Origin of the sequence: Pseudomonas sp. E45-MNA-CIBAN-0222, from assembly GCF_040310405.1 — a bacterium.
Classification (GTDB): Bacteria; Pseudomonadota; Gammaproteobacteria; order Pseudomonadales; family Pseudomonadaceae; genus Stutzerimonas; species Stutzerimonas stutzeri_AC.
This window is the reverse complement of sequence record NZ_JBEOPU010000005.1, coordinates 26,929-46,253: the sequence shown is the minus strand read 5'-3', so window position 1 is coordinate 46,253 and position 19,325 is coordinate 26,929. Positions and strand designations below refer to the sequence as shown.

Annotated in this window: 14 protein-coding genes and 1 tRNA gene; 6 read left to right on the top strand and 9 right to left on the bottom strand. The window is 60.5% G+C overall.

What is annotated here, in order from left to right; translation table 11 throughout:
* Positions 1–32 precede the first annotated feature (32 nt).
* The 3 genes from AAEZ08_RS08960 to AAEZ08_RS08950 form a co-directional block, all read right to left on the bottom strand.
* Complete coding sequence (locus AAEZ08_RS08960) at positions 33–1,418, bottom strand: deoxyguanosinetriphosphate triphosphohydrolase family protein (RefSeq protein ID WP_013982411.1); 1,386 nt, start codon at positions 1,416–1,418, stop codon at positions 33–35.
* Between the two features lie 81 nt (positions 1,419–1,499).
* Positions 1,500–2,762: a ribonucleotide-diphosphate reductase subunit beta gene (locus AAEZ08_RS08955; protein ID WP_058065655.1), complete on the bottom strand. Its 1,263-nt coding sequence runs from the start codon at positions 2,760–2,762 to the stop codon at positions 1,500–1,502.
* A 493-nt stretch (positions 2,763–3,255) separates the two neighbouring features.
* Positions 3,256–6,150 carry a ribonucleoside-diphosphate reductase subunit alpha gene (locus tag AAEZ08_RS08950; RefSeq protein ID WP_500124117.1) on the bottom strand — a complete coding sequence of 965 codons (2,895 nt, stop codon included), beginning with the start codon at positions 6,148–6,150 and terminating at the stop codon, positions 3,256–3,258.
* A 706-nt stretch (positions 6,151–6,856) separates the two neighbouring features.
* Between AAEZ08_RS08950 and AAEZ08_RS08945 the strand changes: the two genes are divergently transcribed.
* Together AAEZ08_RS08945 and AAEZ08_RS08940 are read left to right on the top strand one after the other, a co-directional pair.
* The gene (locus AAEZ08_RS08945; RefSeq protein WP_500124116.1) at positions 6,857–7,576 is read left to right on the top strand and encodes a winged helix-turn-helix domain-containing protein; all 720 of its coding nucleotides are present in this window, start codon (positions 6,857–6,859) and stop codon (positions 7,574–7,576) included.
* An 11-nt stretch (positions 7,577–7,587) separates the two neighbouring features.
* Positions 7,588–9,189, top strand: a complete 1,602-nt coding sequence (locus tag AAEZ08_RS08940) for an ATP-binding protein (RefSeq protein WP_500124115.1) — start codon at positions 7,588–7,590, stop codon at positions 9,187–9,189.
* A gap of 833 nt (positions 9,190–10,022) precedes the next feature.
* Here the strand turns inward: AAEZ08_RS08940 and AAEZ08_RS08935 are convergent.
* The 3 genes from AAEZ08_RS08935 to AAEZ08_RS08925 form a co-directional block, all read right to left on the bottom strand.
* Positions 10,023–12,467: an acyl-CoA dehydrogenase gene (locus AAEZ08_RS08935; RefSeq protein ID WP_500124114.1), complete on the bottom strand. Its 2,445-nt coding sequence runs from the start codon at positions 12,465–12,467 to the stop codon at positions 10,023–10,025.
* 111 nt (positions 12,468–12,578) lie between these two features.
* Positions 12,579–13,721, bottom strand: coding sequence for a mechanosensitive ion channel family protein (locus AAEZ08_RS08930; protein ID WP_102820516.1), 1,143 nt, complete (start codon positions 13,719–13,721; stop codon positions 12,579–12,581).
* 119 nt (positions 13,722–13,840) lie between these two features.
* Positions 13,841–14,197: a rhodanese-like domain-containing protein gene (locus AAEZ08_RS08925; RefSeq protein WP_500124113.1), complete on the bottom strand. Its 357-nt coding sequence runs from the start codon at positions 14,195–14,197 to the stop codon at positions 13,841–13,843.
* A 358-nt stretch (positions 14,198–14,555) separates the two neighbouring features.
* Here AAEZ08_RS08925 and AAEZ08_RS08920 point away from each other — a divergent pair, with 358 nt between their 5' ends.
* On the top strand, positions 14,556–15,065 hold the full coding sequence (locus AAEZ08_RS08920) for a hypothetical protein (protein WP_058065648.1): 510 nt from the start codon (positions 14,556–14,558) through the stop codon (positions 15,063–15,065).
* Between the two features lie 13 nt (positions 15,066–15,078).
* On the opposite strand, the gene AAEZ08_RS08915 is transcribed toward AAEZ08_RS08920, so the two are convergent.
* Positions 15,079–15,519 (bottom strand): DUF1810 domain-containing protein, encoded by a 441-nt coding sequence (locus tag AAEZ08_RS08915; protein WP_500124112.1) that lies wholly within the window; start codon positions 15,517–15,519, stop codon positions 15,079–15,081.
* A 251-nt stretch (positions 15,520–15,770) separates the two neighbouring features.
* Between AAEZ08_RS08915 and AAEZ08_RS08910 the strand changes: the two genes are divergently transcribed.
* Positions 15,771–16,097, top strand: coding sequence for a hypothetical protein (locus tag AAEZ08_RS08910; protein ID WP_427702309.1), 327 nt, complete (start codon positions 15,771–15,773; stop codon positions 16,095–16,097).
* 41 nt (positions 16,098–16,138) lie between these two features.
* Here AAEZ08_RS08910 and AAEZ08_RS08905 read toward each other — a convergent pair whose 3' ends face one another.
* Both AAEZ08_RS08905 and AAEZ08_RS08900 read right to left on the bottom strand, forming a co-directional pair.
* Positions 16,139–16,690 (bottom strand): nucleotidyltransferase family protein, encoded by a 552-nt coding sequence (locus tag AAEZ08_RS08905; RefSeq protein WP_427702308.1) that lies wholly within the window; start codon positions 16,688–16,690, stop codon positions 16,139–16,141.
* Between the two features lie 118 nt (positions 16,691–16,808).
* Positions 16,809–16,898, bottom strand: a tRNA-Ser gene (locus AAEZ08_RS08900).
* A 203-nt stretch (positions 16,899–17,101) separates the two neighbouring features.
* Here AAEZ08_RS08900 and AAEZ08_RS08895 point away from each other — a divergent pair.
* A complete protein-coding gene (locus tag AAEZ08_RS08895) occupies positions 17,102–18,391 on the top strand; it encodes an HD-GYP domain-containing protein (protein WP_500124111.1) in 1,290 nt (429 codons plus the stop codon).
* A gap of 128 nt (positions 18,392–18,519) precedes the next feature.
* Entirely contained in the window at positions 18,520–19,209 is a 690-nt protein-coding gene (locus AAEZ08_RS08890) for a crotonase/enoyl-CoA hydratase family protein (RefSeq protein WP_181066689.1), read from the top strand.
* The last annotated feature ends 116 nt before the right edge of the window (positions 19,210–19,325 follow it).

Here is a 19,325-nt window from a genome sequence, read left to right as displayed (position 1 = left end):
TTAGGTTAGAGAATGAGGCGACTGCTCGCATGCTATTGGGAGAAGCCTGTCAATGATCTAAATTCGTTATGCTTCTTAATGAGGTATGACTCAGTCATTCCGGAGAGTGCGTCGCAAATTAATTGCGCTTTTGGGTAGTTCGGGTTTTCATGGCCTCCAGTCGTAACAGCGTCCTTGTAGACTCTCCTGTAGTTTTCTGAAATGGCTCCGAAAACGTAACGCTCGAATGGGTGATCTCTGCTTTCGCCTTTGGAAACGGCGTCCCAGAGCATGTCCATCATGCTTTTTATATGATTGCTCCCTTGCAACTCGAGCTTTAGCACATCTTTATGTTGGAAGCCAAAGTGAAAATCAAATTTTTTGGTCGTTGCGCAAAGGTGGCGGCAGCTGGAGTTTTTGATGATTTCGAAGCCGGGGGCAATTTCTCCGCTCATTATGTCGTCAACTTTTTCTACAAAAACACTGATTGCTGAATTAACCATTTCAGAAATCGCTGTCACGCGAAACATTTGCATCGATATGTCGTTCAGCTCGCGAGAGCTAAGGTTTTCCTTTCTGAACTCTTCATTTTTTCGTTTGGATGAGGTAATGACTCTTTCGATGACCTCGTCTTGATGCGAATTACTGTCGAGGTAATCCATGAGGTCATAGAAAGATGCGTAGCCTTTCTTGACTGTATCTTCCGCATCAATAACTGAATATGCGATATCGTCACAAGCCTCCATGATGTATGCGAGGGGGTGTCTTATGCCTTCAGATAGTCCAGTATGTTCCCATACTTCTTGAACTATGCTTCGTTCACTTTTGAATATCCCGGCCTTTTTGAATCCGCCTTTATTTTCTGAGCCGTAAATGCTCGGGTACTTTAATAATGCCGCCAATGTTGCGAGCGTGAGGTTTAAACCAAATTGATCGTTTAACACCTGTAGCCGAGTCAGTAGCCTGAACGTCTGAGCATTGCCGTCGAACTCTAGGAAATCGAGGTCAAAATTTTCATCATTCCGCTCCGCAAACCATTGTTGCATTGCTAATTCGCCTTGGTGCCCGAACGGAGGGTTGCCCAAGTCGTGTGCTAGTCCTACGGCAGCTAATAAAGGAGGAATGTTCCTTTTAACGTTTAGCTTTTCGTGGTCTGGCCCAAAAACCCGTTCTGCATGCTCAAACGCAAGCTGAATACCAATTCCCCTGGCTAGGTTGCTGACTTCGTGTGAGTGAGTCAGACGAGTCCTGACAGAGTCGTTTTCCTCCATTGGAAATACTTGCGTTTTATCAGCTAGGCGCCTAGTTGGTGTTGCGAACAGAATGCGATCGTAATCACGCTCGATCTCTGTTCTTTTCGAAGCAGTGCCTATGGTCTCGCTTGAGCCATGAAGATCTTTCCTGCGAACAGGGTTTAGCAACTTTTCCCAAGAGAGCATTTTCGGCGTCCTAGTGAAAAACTCTTAAGCAAAGCCCTGCATTAGCAGGGCTCATTTATGGTTCTGCGACAATCTTTACATTTAATCCCAGCTCAACGCCCCACCAGTCTGATACTCAATAACCCGCGTCTCAAAGAAGTTCTTTTCCTTCTTCAAGTCCATGATTTCGCTCATCCATGGGAAGGGATTCGTGGTGCCTGGATATTCCTCTTTCAGACCGATCTGCGTCAACCGGCGGTTGGCGATGAACTTGAGGTAGTCCTCCATCATCGCGGCGTTCATGCCGAGCACGCCACGGGGCATGGTGTCGCGGGCGTATTCGATTTCCAGCTGGGTGCCCTGGAGGATCATCTGGGTCGCTTCGTCCTTCATGTCGGCGTCCCACAGGTGCGGGTTCTCGATCTTGATCTGGTTGATCATGTCGATGCCGAAGTTCAGGTGCATGGACTCGTCACGCAGGATGTACTGGAACTGCTCGGCGGTGCCGGTCATCTTGTTGCGGCGGCCCATGGAGAGGATCTGGGTGAAGCCGCAGTAGAAGAAGATGCCTTCGAGTACGCAGTAGTAGGCGATGAGGTTGCGCAGGAACTGCTTGTCGGTCTCCGGGGTGCCGGTCTGGAAGGTCGGGTCGGAGATGGAGCGGGTGTACTTGAGGCCCCAGCTGGCCTTTTTCGCGACGCTCGGGATCTCGTGGTACATGTTGAAGATCTCGCCTTCATCCATGCCCAGCGATTCGATGCAGTACTGGTAGGCGTGGGTGTGGATCGCCTCTTCGAAGGCCTGGCGCAGGATGTACTGGCGGCACTCGGGGTTGGTGATCAGGCGGTAGGTGGCCAACACGAGGTTGTTGGCGACCAGGCTGTCGGCGGTGGAGAAGAAGCCGAGGTTGCGCTTGACGATGCGGCGCTCGTCTTCGCTGAGGCCGTCCTTGCTCTTCCACAGGGCAATGTCGGCGTTCATGTTCACTTCCTGGGGCATCCAGTGGTTGGCGCAACCATCCAGGTACTTCTGCCAGGCCCAGTCGTACTTGAAGGGTACGAGCTGGTTGAGGTCGGCGCGGGCGTTGATCATGCGCTTTTCATCGACGCGTACACGGGCCGATTCGCCTTCCAGGTCGTGGAGGCCTTCCTGAACGTCTAGCTCGTCCAGTGCACGCTTGGCACGGGCGATGGCATCGGAGTCACTGGCGGCAACGGCGCGGGCTTCTTCGACGGAGCCGGCGGCGTCCTGGTCGAGCTTGACCGGTGTTTCGTTGCTGGCCGCAGCGGCTTTGGGGGCGGCCGGCGTGGCGATGCCCGGTGCGGTGGTGGTTTCTTCTTCGTTGAATTCGTCCCAGCTCAGCATGTGCGATAGCTCCTGATCGGGGACCGGGTTTGGCCGGTCGGTATGTATGGTTGCTTTTGGTTTGCACGCAAAAGCGGATGTTTTGGTTAGGGGAGGGTGGTGGTGCCCTGCGCCCTTAGTGTTCTGTATCAGGTCGGGGTTTGGGCCCGGCCTTGGTGTTGTCTGGTGGGCTGCCCCTCACCCTAGCCCTCTCCCCAAAGGGGCGAGGGGACAGGATTTGAGGTGGCTTCGGACTTGGTTAACGATCCAGCCGCCTGCGTTGGCGAGTAGTGGATCGCGAGCAAGGACTAGGCGTCCCCGACTAGGCGTCCCCCTCGCTCCTACAAAAAGAGCATCGCTTTTCAGCAGCGGCTCGGTATGAGCGCGAAGCTGAGCGAGGCAGCGCTAGGCGTCTGCCAAGTCGGAGCCCCTGAGCGTACAGCTGTACGTGATGGGGCCGGCTTGGCGGACAACAACGCGCGGTCCGCTCAGCTTCGTGCGTCAGCCAGGCTCCTTATTGGCAGGCTTCGCAATCCGGTTCATCAATGGCACAGGCCTTCGGCACCGGTGCCGGTCCGGCGGACATTTCCGGGGCTGGCGCGGCCTTGGCCGGCGCGGCGCTGAAGCCGTCGCCATTGCCGCTGGACACGGCGTTGAGCTTGCCGGTGTTGACGGTGGACTTCTCGGTGCTGGTCGCGGCCAGGGCACGGAGGTAGTAGGTGGTTTTCAGGCCACGGTACCAAGCCATGCGGTAGGTCACGTCCAGCTTCTTGCCGCTGGCGCCGGCGATGTAGAGGTTCAGCGACTGGGCCTGGTCGATCCACTTCTGGCGGCGGCTGGCGGCGTCGACGATCCACTTGGTTTCCACTTCGAAGGCGGTCGCGTAGAGGTCTTTCAACTCCTGCGGGATGCGCTCGATCTGCTGCACGGAACCGTCGTAGTACTTGAGGTCGTTGATCATGACCGCGTCCCACAGGCCGCGCGCCTTGAGGTCGCGAACCAGGTAGGGGTTGATCACGGTGAACTCGCCCGAGAGGTTCGATTTCACATACAGGTTCTGGTAGGTAGGCTCGATGGACTGCGACACGCCGGTGATGTTGGCGATGGTCGCGGTCGGCGCGATGGCCATGATGTTCGAGTTACGGATGCCGTTCTTGACGCGGGCACGTACCGGGGCCCAGTCCAGGGACTCGGTCAGGTCGACGTCGATGTACTTCTGGCCACGCGCTTCGATGAGGATCTGCTGCGAGTCCAGCGGCAGGACGCCCTGGCTCCACAACGAACCCTGGAAGGTTTCGTAGGCGCCACGCTCGTCGGCCAGGTCACAGGAGGCCTGGATGGCGTAGTAGCTGACCGCTTCCATGGACTTGTCTGCGAAGTCGATGGCGGCGTCGGAACCGTAAGGGATGTGCTGCAGGTACAGCGCGTCCTGGAAGCCCATGATGCCCAGGCCCACCGGGCGGTGCTTGAGGTTGGAGTTCTTCGCCTGCGGCACCGAGTAGTAGTTGATGTCGATGACGTTATCGAGCATCCGCACGGCGGTGCGCACGGTGCGCTCCAGCTTGGCGGTGTCCAGCTTGCCGTCGACGATGTGGCGCGGGAGGTTGATCGAGCCCAGGTTGCAGACGGCGATCTCGTCCTTGTTGGTGTTCAGCGTGATCTCGGTGCAGAGGTTGGAGCTGTGCACCACGCCGACGTGCTGCTGCGGGCTGCGCAGGTTGCACGGGTCCTTGAAGGTCAGCCATGGGTGGCCGGTTTCGAACAGCATGGAGAGCATCTTGCGCCACAGGTCTTTGGCCTGCAGGGTCTTGTAGTTCTTGATCTTGCCGTATTCGATCAGGGCTTCGTAGTACTCGTAGCGCTCCTCGAAGGCCTTGCCGGTGAGGTCGTGCAGGTCGGGTACTTCGCTTGGCGAGAACAGGGTCCACTTGCCGTCGTCGAAGACGCGCTTCATGAACAGGTCCGGAATCCAGTTGGCGGTGTTCATGTCGTGGGTACGGCGACGGTCGTCACCAGTGTTCTTGCGCAGCTCGAGGAATTCCTCGATGTCCAGGTGCCAGGTTTCCAGGTAGGCGCAGACCGCGCCCTTGCGCTTGCCGCCCTGGTTGACCGCAACGGCGGTGTCGTTGACCACTTTCAGGAAGGGCACGACGCCCTGGGATTTGCCGTTGGTGCCCTTGATGTAGGCACCCAGCGCGCGCACAGGGGTCCAGTCGTTGCCCAGGCCGCCGGCGAATTTGGAGAGCAGGGCGTTATCGCGGATGGCGTCGTAGATGCCGCCCAGGTCGTCCGGCACGGTGGTCAGGTAGCACGAGGACAGCTGCGGACGCAGGGTGCCGGCGTTGAACAGGGTCGGCGTCGAAGCCATGTAGTCGAAGGACGACAGCAGGTTGTAGAACTCGATGGCGCGCGCTTCTTTCTGCTCTTCCTCGATGGCCAGGCCCATGGCCACGCGCATGAAGAAGATCTGCGGCAGTTCGAAGCGAATGTCGTTCTTGTGGATGAAGTAGCGGTCGTACAGGGTCTGCAGGCCGAGGTAGGTGAACTGCTGGTCACGCTCGTGGTTCAGCGCGGCGCCCAGCTTGGCCAGGTCGTAGCTCTTCAGCTTGGAGTCGAGCAGTTCGAACTCGACGCCTTTCTCGATGTAGGCCGGCAGCGCCTTGGCGTACAGGTCGGCCATCTCGTGATGGGTGGCGGACTCGGCGACTTCCAGGAAGCTCAGAGCTTCGGCGCGCAGGGTGTCCATCAGCAGGCGAGCGGTAACGTAGGAGTAGTTCGGCTCACGCTCGACCAGGGTGCGGGCGGTCATCACGAGGGCGGTGTTGACGTCGGTTTGCTCGACACCGTCGTAGAGGTTCTTCAGGGTTTCTTTCTGGATCAGTGCGCCATCGACTTCTTCGAGGCCTTCGCAGGCTTCGGTGATGATGGTGTTCAGGCGGCCCAGGTCCAGCGGCGCCAGGCTGCCGTCGGCACGCTTGATGCGGATGCTCGGGTGCGGCTGGGCGATGTCGCTGCTGTCGCTGGCACTCTTGCGCTTGACGGCCTGGGCTTCGCGGTAGATCACGTAGTCACGCGCGACCTTCTGTTCGCCGGCACGCATCAGTGCCAGTTCGACCTGGTCCTGAATTTCTTCGATATGGATGGTGCCGCCCGAGGGCATGCGACGACGGAAGGTAGCGGTGACCTGCTCGGTCAGGCGCGCGACGGTGTCGTGAATACGCGAGGAAGCGGCAGCGTTACCGCCTTCCACTGCGAGAAACGCCTTGGTGATGGCTACGGTGATCTTGTCGTCGGTGTAGGCGACGACGGTACCGTTGCGCTTGATCACGCGCAGCTGGCCCGGGGCGGTAGCCGCCAGATCCGGTGCATCGGCTGACAGCGGGTTCTCGCGAGTGGATTGGTTCTGCATGGGGGCTCCGGATTCTATTTTGATCGCGTTCTGATTCTGTCTGCGCGGGCGTGGTCGCGCCCGGGCGTCTGTTGTTGCATGAGCCGTGCCCCGCATCGCAGGACATGACGGTGTCGCAAGGAATAGCCCTGACTCGGCCGCTAACGAGCTAAGTCGATGCCGGAAGGATAGTCAGGCTGGAAGAACTGTCAACACAATATGTTGTGTTTTGTCTGGGCTCCTGGCACAGCGGGTAGATGCGGGCTTGGAGTCAGTGAGACGACTGTCGAAGGCGTGCATTTATGCTTGACCTGAGGCTGCCGACGGTGTTGCAGAGCGGTAAGAGACGAGCTGCGTGCTCGCCCTTGGGTAAGTCTTCAATTGTGTGCTTTTGCGCGTCTGGGCCCAACATATAGGGTCAGCGGCGCGCAGGGGCGACAAGATAATGCTGGCTTGGGGCCAATGCAAGGCGATTGGCTGGGATAACCTGTGGATAAGGTGTGCGTGTTTTGTGGGTGAAAGTGCGGCGCCCGGCCGCAGGCCGCATGGCTCCGGCGCTTGCCCGGTTGCCGACGAAATACGCGCCGCCGGGCATATTTTCCTGGCACCCGCTGACACTACATGTTGTGTTTGCTGCTGCACGCTTTTTGTGCATCGTGCGGGGCCGGGCGTTGGGTACAATGCGCGCTGTTCGGTTTGTGGCCTGAGGGTCTGACAGGGGGCGGGGATGGAGCAAGACACGTGGCGGATTCTCATCGTCGAGGACGATCGACGGCTGGCTGAGCTGACGCAGGAGTATCTGCAGAGCGATGGCGGCTTCGAGGTGTCGATCGAGTCGGACGGTGCTTGCGCTGCTGCACGCATCATCGAGGAGCGGCCGGATCTGGTGGTGCTCGATCTGATGCTGCCCGGCGAGGATGGCCTGTCGATCTGCCGGCAGGTGCGCGATCGCTACGATGGCCCGATCCTCATGCTCACCGCGCGGGCCGACGACCTGGATCAGGTGATGGGGCTGGAAACCGGCGCTGACGACTATGTCTGCAAACCGGTGCGTCCACGTCTGCTGTTGGCGCGCATCCGTGCGCTGCTGCGCCGCCGCGAAGCACCCGAAACCCCGGCCAATGCCAAGCGCCTGCAGTTCGGCCCGCTGGTGATCGACAGTGCGCTACGCGAAGCCTGGCTGCGCGAACAGCAGATCGAACTGACCGGCGCCGAGTTCGATCTGCTCTGGCTGCTGACGTCCAACCCCGGACGCATCCTTTCCCGTGAAGAAATCTTTGCCCAACTACGCGGCATCGAGTACGACGGGCAGGATCGCTCCATCGATGTGCGTATTTCGCGTATCCGCCCGAAGATTGGTGATGATCCCGATCATCCGCGACTGATCAAGACGGTGCGCGGCAAGGGCTATCTGTTCGTTTCTGAAGCTGCCGTGGCGATGGTGTAGCGCCGCCATCCATGAACTCGATCTTCCTGCGCATCTATGGCGGCATGCTGGGGGTGCTGGTGCTGGTGGCGCTGCTCGGCGCCGGCGGCCTGCACCTGCTCAACCAGGTTCGCGCGGACGATCACCGCGAGCGCCTGGCCAGCGGCACCTTCCGTCTGATGGCGCACAACATGAGCAGCATGACGCCGATCGAACGGCGCCAGGCGGCGAACCTCTGGGGCCGGCTGCTGGGCATCCCACTGCGGGTGCGCACGCTGGATGACGTTCGCCTTGAAAGCCGGCTTGAGGCGCGTCTGCTGCGTGGGCAGGTGCTGGTCGAGCAGATTCGTCCGCAGAGCACCACGGTGTTCAGCCTAGTCAGCGCGCAGGATCGACTGGTGCTCACTGGCGAAGTGGAGCAAATCAGCGAGCAGTTGGCGCGCGCCACCATCTATCTGCTGATCGATGAAATGATCCGCTATCCCGAAGCGGAACAGCCACGGCGCCTCGCTGAGCTGAAACAGGCGCGTGGTTTCGGCTTCGATCTAGAATTGCTGACCCGCGACAACGCCAACCTCGATGACGACCAGCGACGGCGACTGGACGAGGGCGACACGGTGATGGCGCTCGCCCATCGCGGCGATGCCATCCGCGTGTTCGCCGCTATCGCCGGCACCGGCTGGATCATGCAGCTCGGCCCGCTATATCAGATGAATCCATATCCGCCACAGCTACTGATCTTGATCGGCCTGCTCGGCCTGTCGCTGATCGGCCTGACGGTGTATCTGCTGGTGCGCCAGCTGGAGCAGCGCCTGAGCGTGCTGGAAGGTGCTGCGACGCGCATCGCCGCCGGTAATCTGGAAACCCGTGTGCCGGACGTCGGCACCGATTCGGTCGGGCGCCTGGCTGCGGCATTCAATGGCATGGCCAGGCATCTGCAGCGTTTGCTGGCCGTGCAGCGGGAGATGGTCAGTGCCGTGGCCCATGAGCTGCGCACACCCGTTGCACGTCTGCGTTTCGGTTTGGAGATGACCGCTGAGGCGCAGACCGACGAGGCCCGGCGCAAGTATCTGCAAGGCATGGATGGCGATATCGACGACCTCGATGCACTGGTCGACGAGATGCTGGTGTATTCGCGCCTGGAGCGCGGCTCGCCGACCCTGCATTTCCAGCAGGTAGACCTGGGTGCGCTGGTCGATCAGGTGATCGGTGAGCTGGCACCGCTCCGTGCCGACGTCAGCGTCAGCCGTGGAGAATGCACCACGGCAGCCGATGGCAGCAGTTGGGCAGACGCGGAGCCGCAGTATCTGCGCCGCGCCCTGAGCAACCTGATTACCAATGCCATGCGCCATGCCGAGAGTCGGGTGCAGGTCAGCTTCACCATCGACGGGCAAACGGTGCGGCTGGAAGTGGACGACGATGGCCCCGGCGTGCCGGAAGCGGATTGGGAAAAGGTCTTCACCCCGTTCCTGCGCCTGGACGACAGCCGTACCCGTGCCTCGGGTGGGCATGGGCTGGGCTTATCCATCGTGCGGCGGATCATCTACTGGCACGGCGGCCGCTCCCAGGTGGGCCACAGCAACCTGGGCGGCGCCCGCTTCAGTCTGGTCTGGCCGCGCCAGCACTCGAACTGAGCGCCGCACCGTAGGGTGGGCTTCAGCCCGCCGGTACACATTGGTGAGAGCTTGCTGGTGGGCTAAAGCCCACCCTAAGGGGATGTGAGCGCTTCAATTTGCGCGGAAGTGGTAAGCGCACCGTGGCGTGAACGCTGGACGTGGTGGGTGCACGAACCAAGCGTAGGGTGGGCTTCAGCCCACCGATATACATTGGCGAGAGCTTTCTGGTGGGCTAAAGCCCACCCTACGGGGATGTGCACGCTTCAAGTTGCGCGGAAGTGGTAAGCGCACCGTGGCGTGAACGCTGGACGTGGTGGGTGCACGAACCAAGCGTAGGGTGGGCTTCAGCCCACCGATATACATTGGCGAGAGCTTTCTGGTGGGCTAAAGCCCACCCTACGGGGATGTGCACGCTTCAAGTTGCGGTGTGGTAAGCGCCGTGGCGTGAGCGCTGATGTGGTGGGTGCACGAACCAAGCGTAGGGTGGGCTTCAGCCCACCGATACACATTGGCGAGAGCTTCCTGGTGGGCTAAAGCCCACCCTACGGGATGTGAGCGCTTCAAGTTGCGCGGTGTGGTAAGCACCGGAGCGTGAGCGCTGATGTGGTGGGTCTAGGAACCAAGCGTAGGGTGGGCTTCAGCCCACCGGTACATATTGGTGAGAGCTTGCTGGTGGGCTAAAGCCCACCCTACGGGGATGTGCACGCTTCAAGTTGCGCGGAAGTGGTAAGCGCACCGTGGCGTGAACGCTGGACGTGGTGGATGCACGAACCAAGCGTAGGGTGGGCTTCAGCCCACCGATACACATTGGTGAGGACCCACTCTACGCGAGCGTCCAGAGACGGCGTTGGTCAGCGGATTCGACCTTCCTGCAGTTCCAGCTCCTCTTTGGCGAAGTCGTCAACGTCGATGACTTTGCGTCGTGCCAATTCCGCTACTCGCAATTGCGCGGCTTCGGCGGCGTCGATGACGCCTGCCGCGAGGGCTGTGTCGATCGGGCTTTCGCCTGGGATCGGTTTCACTGCGCCTGCCTTGAGCGCTTTAGCCAGCTTCTTCGCCGCATCCTGGCTGGCTAGGATGGTTTCGAAGGCGTGCTTCAACGCGCCGAGCGGCTGCTCTGGATCGTGTGGGCGGTACATGCCGCTGAGAATGCTCTCCATGGCCGGATCGCCTTCGGGGCGGCCGAGGAGGGCGGCGACTTCGGCGTCCAGTACATCCGATGGCCCTTTGTGGCGTGCGCCGAACGGGAAGACCAGTGCATGCAGCAGGTGTCCGAGGATGCGGTTGGGGAAGTTGGCCAGCACGTCCTGCAGCGCGGATTCGGCCTTTTCCAGACAATCCTCCAGCGCCCAGCGCAGCAGCGGTTCCTGTTCAGCCGGATGGCCAAGGTCATGGAACTGCTTGAGCGCCGCGGAGGCGAGGTAGAGATGGCTGAGCACGTCGCCCAGGCGGGCCGACAGCCGTTCGCGACGCTTGAGTTCGCCGCCTAGCAGCATCATCGACAAGTCGGCCAGCATGGCGAATGCTGCAGCGATGCGGTTGAGTGCGCGGAAGTAAGGCTGCGTAACGCTCGTCCCCGGTACGCGCCCCATCAGGCCGAAGCTCAGACCCAGCAGCAGGGTGCTGGCGGTGTTGCTGACGGCGAAGCCGATATGCTGCATCAGCAGGTCATCGAATTTCACAACAGCTGCTTCGCGATCGGGCTCGTGGACCAGCTCCATTTCCCGCAGCACAAACGGATGGCAGCGGATTGCGCCCTGGCCGAAGATCATCAGGTTGCGCGAGAGGATGTTGGCGCCTTCCACGGTGATGGAGATCGGCGCCGACAGCCACAGCCGACCGAGGTAGTTGTTCGGCCCGAGAATGATGCCCTTGCCGCCGTGGATGTCCATGGCGTCGGTGATGCAGTCGCGGCCGCGCTCGGTGAGGTGGTACTTGAGAATCGCTGAGAGAACCGAGGGCTTCTCGCCCAGGTCGACGGCGTTGGCGGTGAGGATTCGTGCCGCGTCCATCAGCCAGGCGTTGCCACCGATGCGTGCCAGCGGCTCCTGAATACCTTCGAAGGCGGAGAGCGGAACGTTGAACTGCTCGCGGACCTGCGCATAGCGGCCACCGACATAGCTGCAGACCTTGGCGGCGCTGGTTCCGGTTGCTGGCAGGGAAATGGAACGGCCTACCGACAGGCAGTTCATCAGCATCATCCAGCCTTTGCCGATCATGCCGCTGCCGCCGATGATGGCTTCCAAGGGCACGAAGACGTCCTTGCCCCAGTTCGGCCCGTTCATGAATGCCGCGCCCAGCGGCAGGTGGCGGCGACCGATGTCGACGCCGGGGGTATCGGTGGGGATCAGCGCCAGGCTGATGCCGAGTTCTTCCTCATCGCCCAGCAAGTGGTCCGGATCGTAGGTCTTGAACGCCACGCCCAGCAGCGTCGCGACCGGGCCGAGGGTGATGTAGCGCTTTTCCCAGTTCAGTCGCAGGCCGAGAACTTCTTCGCCCTGCCACTGGCCGCGGCAGATCACACCGCTGTCGTTCATCGCGCCGGCGTCGGAGCCGGCGTAGGGGCCGGTTAGGGCGAAGCAGGGGATGTCGGTACCGTTGGCCAGGCGCGGCAGGTAATGGTTGCGTTGCTCGTCGGTGCCGTAGTGCATCAGCAGCTCGGCCGGGCCAAGAGAGTTGGGCACCATCACGGTGCTTGCCAGGTCTCCGCTGCGAGTGGCGAGTTTCATCACGATCTGCGAGTGGGCGTAGGCGGAGAAGCCCTTGCCGCCGTATTCCTTGGGAATGATCAGGGCGAAGAAACCCTCGGCCTTGATGTACTCCCAGGCAGCAGGCGGCAGGTCCATGCGCTGGGCAATGTCCCACTCGCTGACCAGTGCGCAGAGGGTTTCAGTGGGGCCGTCGAGAAAGGCCTGTTCCTCCGCGGTCAGGCGCGCCTTCGGATAGCCGAGCAGGGTGTCCCAGTTTGGCCGGCCGCTGAACAGCTCGCCATCCCACCAGACGGTGCCGGCGTCAATGGCGTCGCGCTCGGTGGCGGAAATTGGCGGCAGCACCTTCTTGAACCAGTCGAACATCGGGCCGCTGAAGTATTTCCGGCGCACGTCGGCGACCAGCAGCGGTACCGCTACTGCAATCAGCGCGAGCCAGAGCAGAAAGACGACTACGCCGGACGTATCGGCAGCGGTCATGAAGATCAGGTAGGTGGCAACGATCACCAGGGCGGGCACCGGCGACACGCGCAGGTGGGCGATTACGGCGATGCCGAGCAGTAGAACCAACAGCCAAAGCAGGGTCATGGGTCTTATCCTTTTAGGTTCGAACAGCTTCCGTCTTCAGCATAGGCGCTTGCGCCGTTGCCGCGAAGGGGCGAGGTGTCGCCGCCGGCCACCGGCGGCGACAGGCAGGGCCTATGCGTTTGACTGCGCGCCGCGTGTTGGTGCGTCGGTATCGCCCGCATTCTGATTGGCCGCCGCTTTTTCCTGCGGCACCCCTGCCACGGTGATCTCCGGGAGGCTGCCGCCAATGAATTCCACTCTGCGGGTTGGAAAGGCGAACTGCACGTCCATCTCTCGAATACCCTCCAGTAGGGCCAGGTTGATCTCTTGTTGGGTATCCATGTACTTGTTGTAGTCCGAGACCTGCATGATGTAGACGACCTCGAAGGTCAGCTGGCTGTCGTCAAAGCCGAGAAAGTGCGCGCGGTCGAACTTGGCGGCCTCTATGCCTTCGATGATGCGTTTCACCAATGCCGCCACCTCTTTCACCTTCTCGGTCGGCGTGTTGTAGGTGATGCCGAACTTGAAGACGATCCGACGGGTATTCATGCGCTTGTAGTTGTGCACGATCTGGCGCAGCAGGTCCGCGTTGGCAATCACCACCTGCTCACCGCTGAGCGCGCGAATACGGGTGGTTTTCAAGCCGATGTGCTCGATATTGCCTGCGACTTCGCCGAAGACCACGAAGTCGCCGATCTCGAAGGGTTTGTCCACGCCAATGGATAGCGAGGCGAAGATGTCGCTGAGCAGCGTTTGCACCGCCAGGGCAATGGCAATACCACCGACGCCGAGGCTGGCGATCATGGCGGTGATGTCTACGCCCAGGTTGGCCAGGATTGATAGCAACATCATGGTCCAGACCACAATGCGGATCATGATGCCGATGATGGTGGTGGTGACTGGATTACGCGCCTTGCCGTCGCGGGTCAGGCTTTCCATCCACAGGCGCACGCCTGTGTCCATCCACAATGCGAATTGAAACGCCAGGGCGATGAACCAGCCGTGGGACATCGTCGATTCCCAGCGTGGCGACAGTTCGACGGTCTTCAAGGCGATGAGTAGCGAGAAGGCCAGAATCAGAAGGTTGCTGGTGCGCGAAAGCAGTTCGGCGGCGATCCCGAGAAACTTCGTCTTCGACCCTACCGCAAGCTTGCTCAGGCGCCGGGTCACGATTCCAAGAATGGTGCGCAGGACTAGAAAACTGGCGATGGTGATGCCCAGTACGATCGCCAGGTTGATCCAGAATGTCTCGTTTAGCAGGGCGTCCCAGTTCATCCATATCCTCCGGCAAGGGTGCGCTTGATGCGGCGAAGACCACGTTTTTCAGTGGTCCGTGCTGCGCATAAGTTCCCTTGTCGGAGGTCGGTCGGGGTGGGGTGGTCCGTGCTGGACCGTCAGTTGCTCGGCAATATCGAGGCGAGTTCGTGATAAGCGCCGGCATTGATGACCTGGCTGTAGCCGAGCTTTTCGAGGACATCCTGGGCGGCCGACGAACGCCTGCCACTGTGGCAGTAGAGGACCACCGGCGTGTCCTTCTCTGGCACCAGGGTGCCGATGCGTTTTGCGAGATCTGGCGTCTCGATGCGTGTGGCGCCTGCTAATGCGCCCTGAGCAAATTCCTCCGCGGTGCGAACGTCGATCAGCACTGCATCGGGTTGTTGCAGCACCTGAACGGCGGTGCGTTGCTCGATTTCGCCTGCAGTAGCGGCAGCGCTGAAGGCAGCTATCAGGAAAACGGCGGGCGGGCGCATAGGGGCTACCTCACGGCGCGCCGGTGGGCGCGCTCAGCTGAATATTCGGGTCAAGTTGGGCAGGATCAGAATCACTGCCGTGGCAATGACGATCAACGTCGCCTGCCGGTATTTATTCTGCTTGAGCATGACATGGCCTTTTATTTTTGTGTGTAGCGGATTTTTGTCGCCTTGCCGAGCGGGCTGAGAGGCTACGGCGCGCGACGTTCCAGAAGCAGAACCATGGAAACGAGGCGCGCCGGTCCTTCGCCCAGAGATAAAAGAGTAAGCAAGTTCCACACCAGCAAATGCATTGCGCTATGGAGCTGCCACGTTCTTTCGGTTGTCTTCCGTGGGTAGATCATTTGGAGGGCAACCGATGAACAAGTCGAAGCTACCGTTATTGTTTCTGCTCACCGCCGTTTCCGGTGCCGTGTTTGCGCAGCAGGAGGGCATGACCCTGCAACAGGAGCGTGACCAAATGGGTGCCGATTTAGAGGAAAATCGCCAGCAGATCGGTCGTGATATCAACCGTATTCGCGAGCCGGGCTCCACGCAGGAGCAGACACCGGGTCTCAATCGAGGCGGCGTTCAGAGTGATGCCTACAATCCCCAACCCAACGTTCCAGGCGCTGCGAATCCGCCGGGCGGGACCGGTTTGCCGAGTGCACAGGGCAACGTACGCCAGCCGAATCGTGGCGTGGAGGCCAATCCTGCGCCAGGTTCTGCTCAGCCGCAAACGGCTCCGGGTGGTGCCAATGGAAACGCCAATCAGGGCGGCGTCACCCCACCGGGTGGAATCGGAACAGGTAGCGGTAACGGCTCAGGCGGGGCCAGCAGTGGTGGTGCCGCCAGTGGCTCGTCGGGTGGCGCTGCCGGTCAGCGTTGACCCGTAGGGCGTTCTAAGGAGTTGCAGCGGTGCCGTTCAGAAGTTTTAGAGTGATCGGGTCAGCCCGGCTACCGAAGAATGTCTGCAGCGCCTGCTCGAACGGGGCGGGGTCTGGGGCTGTGTGGGCGAACAAGGTCATGCAGGAGCGAAACTTCAGGTCGTCCGGGCTACCCAGGATCCGTTGCGCACTGTCGGCGCCGTGCTTGAGCATCGCCTCTGTGCAGGCCAGTAGTCGTGGCCCCAACGCCGGGTGCTGTAGGTAGGCTAGCGCCTCGGATCGTTCCGAAATGGCGTAGTGCTGCGCCATGGCGCTACGGCCTAGCCCCTGTAGCTGGGGGAAGATGAACCACATCCAGTGTGAGCGTTTACGGCCCTCGTGTAGTTCTTCCAGCGCTTGCTGGTACTGCGTCTGCTGGGCGTCGAGGAAGCGTTGCAGGTCATGCGGGGCAGCCATGGAGTGCGTCCTGGCGAAGAAGAATGCCCAGCAATCTGCTACAGGCCGGGTAGGGGCCACAACCGCTGGCGGACGTATGGACGCAACTGGCCTCGCCACGAGGATTCGGGCGCGCTCTTGCGGATGCCTGCTTGAGCGGTGCTCGCGGCAACCTGGCCGCTGCCTCCGTTGCCAACTTTTTTCACCACGTGCCTAGCCTGGGCGGAATGACGGTGTAGAATCCGCGCCCCCAAAATTCAGGAGGCAGTACGTTGGTGATTCATTACTCCCCAGCCAATGGGAATGTCGCATGTGGGCGTGCGGGGTCGAGCTTGAACAGCTCTCCGGATGCCGGTCAGGTTTCCTGCAAGCTCTGCCTTCGCAGCGTTGAAAAGGCGGCCAGTGAGCCCGTGCGCAAGACGCCGACCCTTGCCGAGCTGAGAGCGGCGGCAAAAGCGGCCGCGACCCCAGCGGCCAGCTCGGAGGCTCCGAAGTCGGCTCCACGCCTGTCGCCGCGTGCAGAGTGGCAAAAACGCCTCGAGCAGTTGCCAGGGCGAAATCGCGTTCCCCGCGGCGTACCTCGGCAAGCTTTCATCTAGCAGCGGGTTTGAAGGATGCGTTTCTCGGCGGGAACGGACGCTTAAAGAATGGTTAGCCTAGGCCAGGTCTCGATCCATTTCTTCGAGGCGATACGATTCAGATAGTTTTGTCGTTTCTCGCTTTGAAAACGCGCAGTAGGGCGGACGATCAGGTTGAATAGATCGTCCAGCCCCAGCGGCGCTGCGACCTCGATCTCATCGCCCATGCCTAACCTCACGCCCACGGCAGTGGCCGTTTCTGGCCAATGGCTCATCGCGTCTGCCGCCGACTTGTATGGCTGATCACCATTGCGAAGGTGCATGCGTGCCTGGTTTTTCACCGACCAGTCGAGCGAGCCGTCCGAATACCTAAGGCACGCTTCGATTCCGACATCCGAGGCCCTACCGGCCGCTCGAGCCTCGAACCAGATGACGTCAATGTCTGACAGCGGGGTGAAGTCGGCGCGTTGGTGAAGGTAATCCCAAACTGCACTGCGCACGAACCCGGCCGCTACCCAGCAATCTGGCAATCCGAGCTCTTTCACCTGATGCAGAACGCGCATCCGGACGGGGTCGGCAGCGATGATGGATCGCAACTGGGCAAGTCTGTGCATGAGGTCCATCTTGGTCGAGGTGATTTTCTCGATTCGCGAAGGTTGGGGCGACCAGGTCCCCAGAACGACGAAGCCCCTGAAAGTCTTACGACTCCAGGGGCTTGCGTGATTTGCTATATGGCGGTGAGGAAGGGATTCGAACCCTTGATACGATTTCTCGTATACACACTTTCCAGGCGTGCTCCTTCAACCGCTCGGACACCTCACCGGATCGACGGAGGTTCATGTCCGTCGAGGCGCGCTAATGTAATCGAACGCACTGCCTTTGGCAAAAACTTTTTTAACCTATTCATGTGCTTAACAAATTCGTATCGGTCAGGTGACAGGCTGCACGTTCCGCTAGACTGCTAGTGCAACCTCGGCCGACGCCTGGGTTATTTTGAAAAGAAGCCGAGGGAGCACACCCGTTCGATGAAACTGACCACCAAGTCAGGCAAGCATAGCGATACCTTGTTGGTGCCGACCCGTCGCCGGGTTGCTGCTGCCAACCTGGAATTGGGCATGTTCGTCTGCGAGTTGGATCGGCCATGGAATGAAACGAACTTCGCGTTCCAGGGGTTTCCACTGCTAACCCACGGTGAAATTCGCGCGGTGCGCAAATGCTGCATGTACGTTTACGTCGACGATACTCGGCGCGTCCTGCTGCAGCACGGCGTGCCAGCTGCGCCAGGCGCGCCACGTATGCGCAAGCAGCCGGAGCGCGTGCATCATGCGCTCTGTACTGAGGTAGAAGAGGCGCGCGCAGCGTATCTGGATGGCTCCCAGCTGATCGAACAGGTACTTGCCGATGTCCAGCACGGACGGGTGATCGATACTCGGGCTTGCCACGGCGCGGTCAAGCGTAACCTGGAGAGCATGCTGCGCAACGAAAGCGCGATGCTTTGGTTGATTCGGCTAAAGAGCAAGGATCTATACACCAGCCTGCACTGCCTATCGGTTTCGATCATGGCGATGGGGTTCGGCAATCACCTCGGGCTGCATGATGACAAGCTGCAGTTGTTGGGGATGGCCGGATTGCTGCACGACGTTGGCAAGATGCGTATCGACCCTGAAATTCTCAACAAACCCGGCAAGCTCACGCCGCAAGAGTTCGAGGTGATTAAGCGGCATCCGGCCTATGGTCTAGAGGCGCTCAGGGCGCAGCCGGGTATTCCCGAGGCTGCGTTGCAGGCTGCATACGGTCATCACGAGCGCCTCGACGGCACGGGGTATCCGTTAGGCTCCGGTGCCGCGCAGATTTCCTACATGACGCGCATCATCACCATTGTCGATGCATTCGATGCAATTACGAGTCATCGGGCCTACGATTGCGCGCGCCCCGTGCAGTCGGCGTTCGAGATTCTGCGTAGTGCCGCCGGTGCGCAGTTCGACGAGGATCTCGTGCACGAATTCATTCGCTGGCTGGGTGCATTCCCGGTGGGCACGCTGGTGGAGCTGCACACCGGTGAAGTGGCTGTGGTAGTGGAAAAGCACCACCAGTTCCAGCTGCGGCCGCGAGTCGTGGTGCTGCGTGATGCCGCGAAGCAGCGTTGCGCACCTCGTTATCTGGACCTGGCGCAGATAACGGTGGACGAGGCGGGGACGCCGTATCGAATCTCCACCGGTTTGCCGGATGGCTCTTTCGGGTTGCATATCGCCGATCCTGAGCTGCAATCGATCCTGCACCCGGAGGCGCTGGCGGACTTCGAACTGCACGTCTGACGGCCCTTTCAGCGACCTTCACGGTACACCTTGGATGCGCACGATGTGACCGGCCGGTCGGTCATCGTGCTTTACCTGAGCTTGAGTGCTGGGTAACGTCTGCGCACTTCAAAACAAGGAATCTCGTCATGAGTGAGCTGGTCTCCTACCAATTCGAAGACGGCGTCGCCACGCTGACGCTATGCAATGGCAAGGTCAACGCTCTTTCGCCTGCCGTGTTCGAGGCGCTCAACGCCGCGCTGGATCGCGCCGAGCAGGACCGTGCCGTCGTGATTATCACCGGGCAGCCAGGCATCCTGTCCGGCGGCTACGATCTGAAGGTCATGACGTCGAGCCCGCAGAACGCCATGACGCTGGTTGCTACCGGTTCGACCTTCACCCGCCGGATGCTGGCGCACCCGTTCCCGATCATCGTGGCGTGCCCGGGGCATGCGATCGCCAAGGGTGCCTTCCTGCTGTTGTCCGCCGATTACCGCATTGGTGTCGAAGGGCCATTCCATATCGGCCTCAATGAAGTGCAGATCGGCATGACCATGCACCATGCCGGCATCGAGTTGGCGCGCGACCGTCTGCGCAAGTCGGCCTTCCATCGCTCGGTGATCAACGGCGAGATGTTCGACCCGGCTGGCGCGGTGGATGCCGGTTTCCTCGACAAGGTAGTGCCGGCCGGTGAGTTGCTGGCAGTCGCCAAAGCCTCGGCCGAGCAACTGAAGAAGATCAACATGGTGGCGCACAAGAACACCAAGCTCAAAGTGCGCAAGGCGCTGCTGGAAACACTGGATCAGGCGATCGCGCTGGACCAGCAGCACTTCGGCTGATTGAGCAGCTGGCTCACAAGAGAATTTCTTCTCGAGTGCGCACGAGGGCCGGCCCTGCGTTTACACTGCGCGAGTGACGCCCCGCCGATGGCGGGGCGTTTTCATTTCTCATTCAG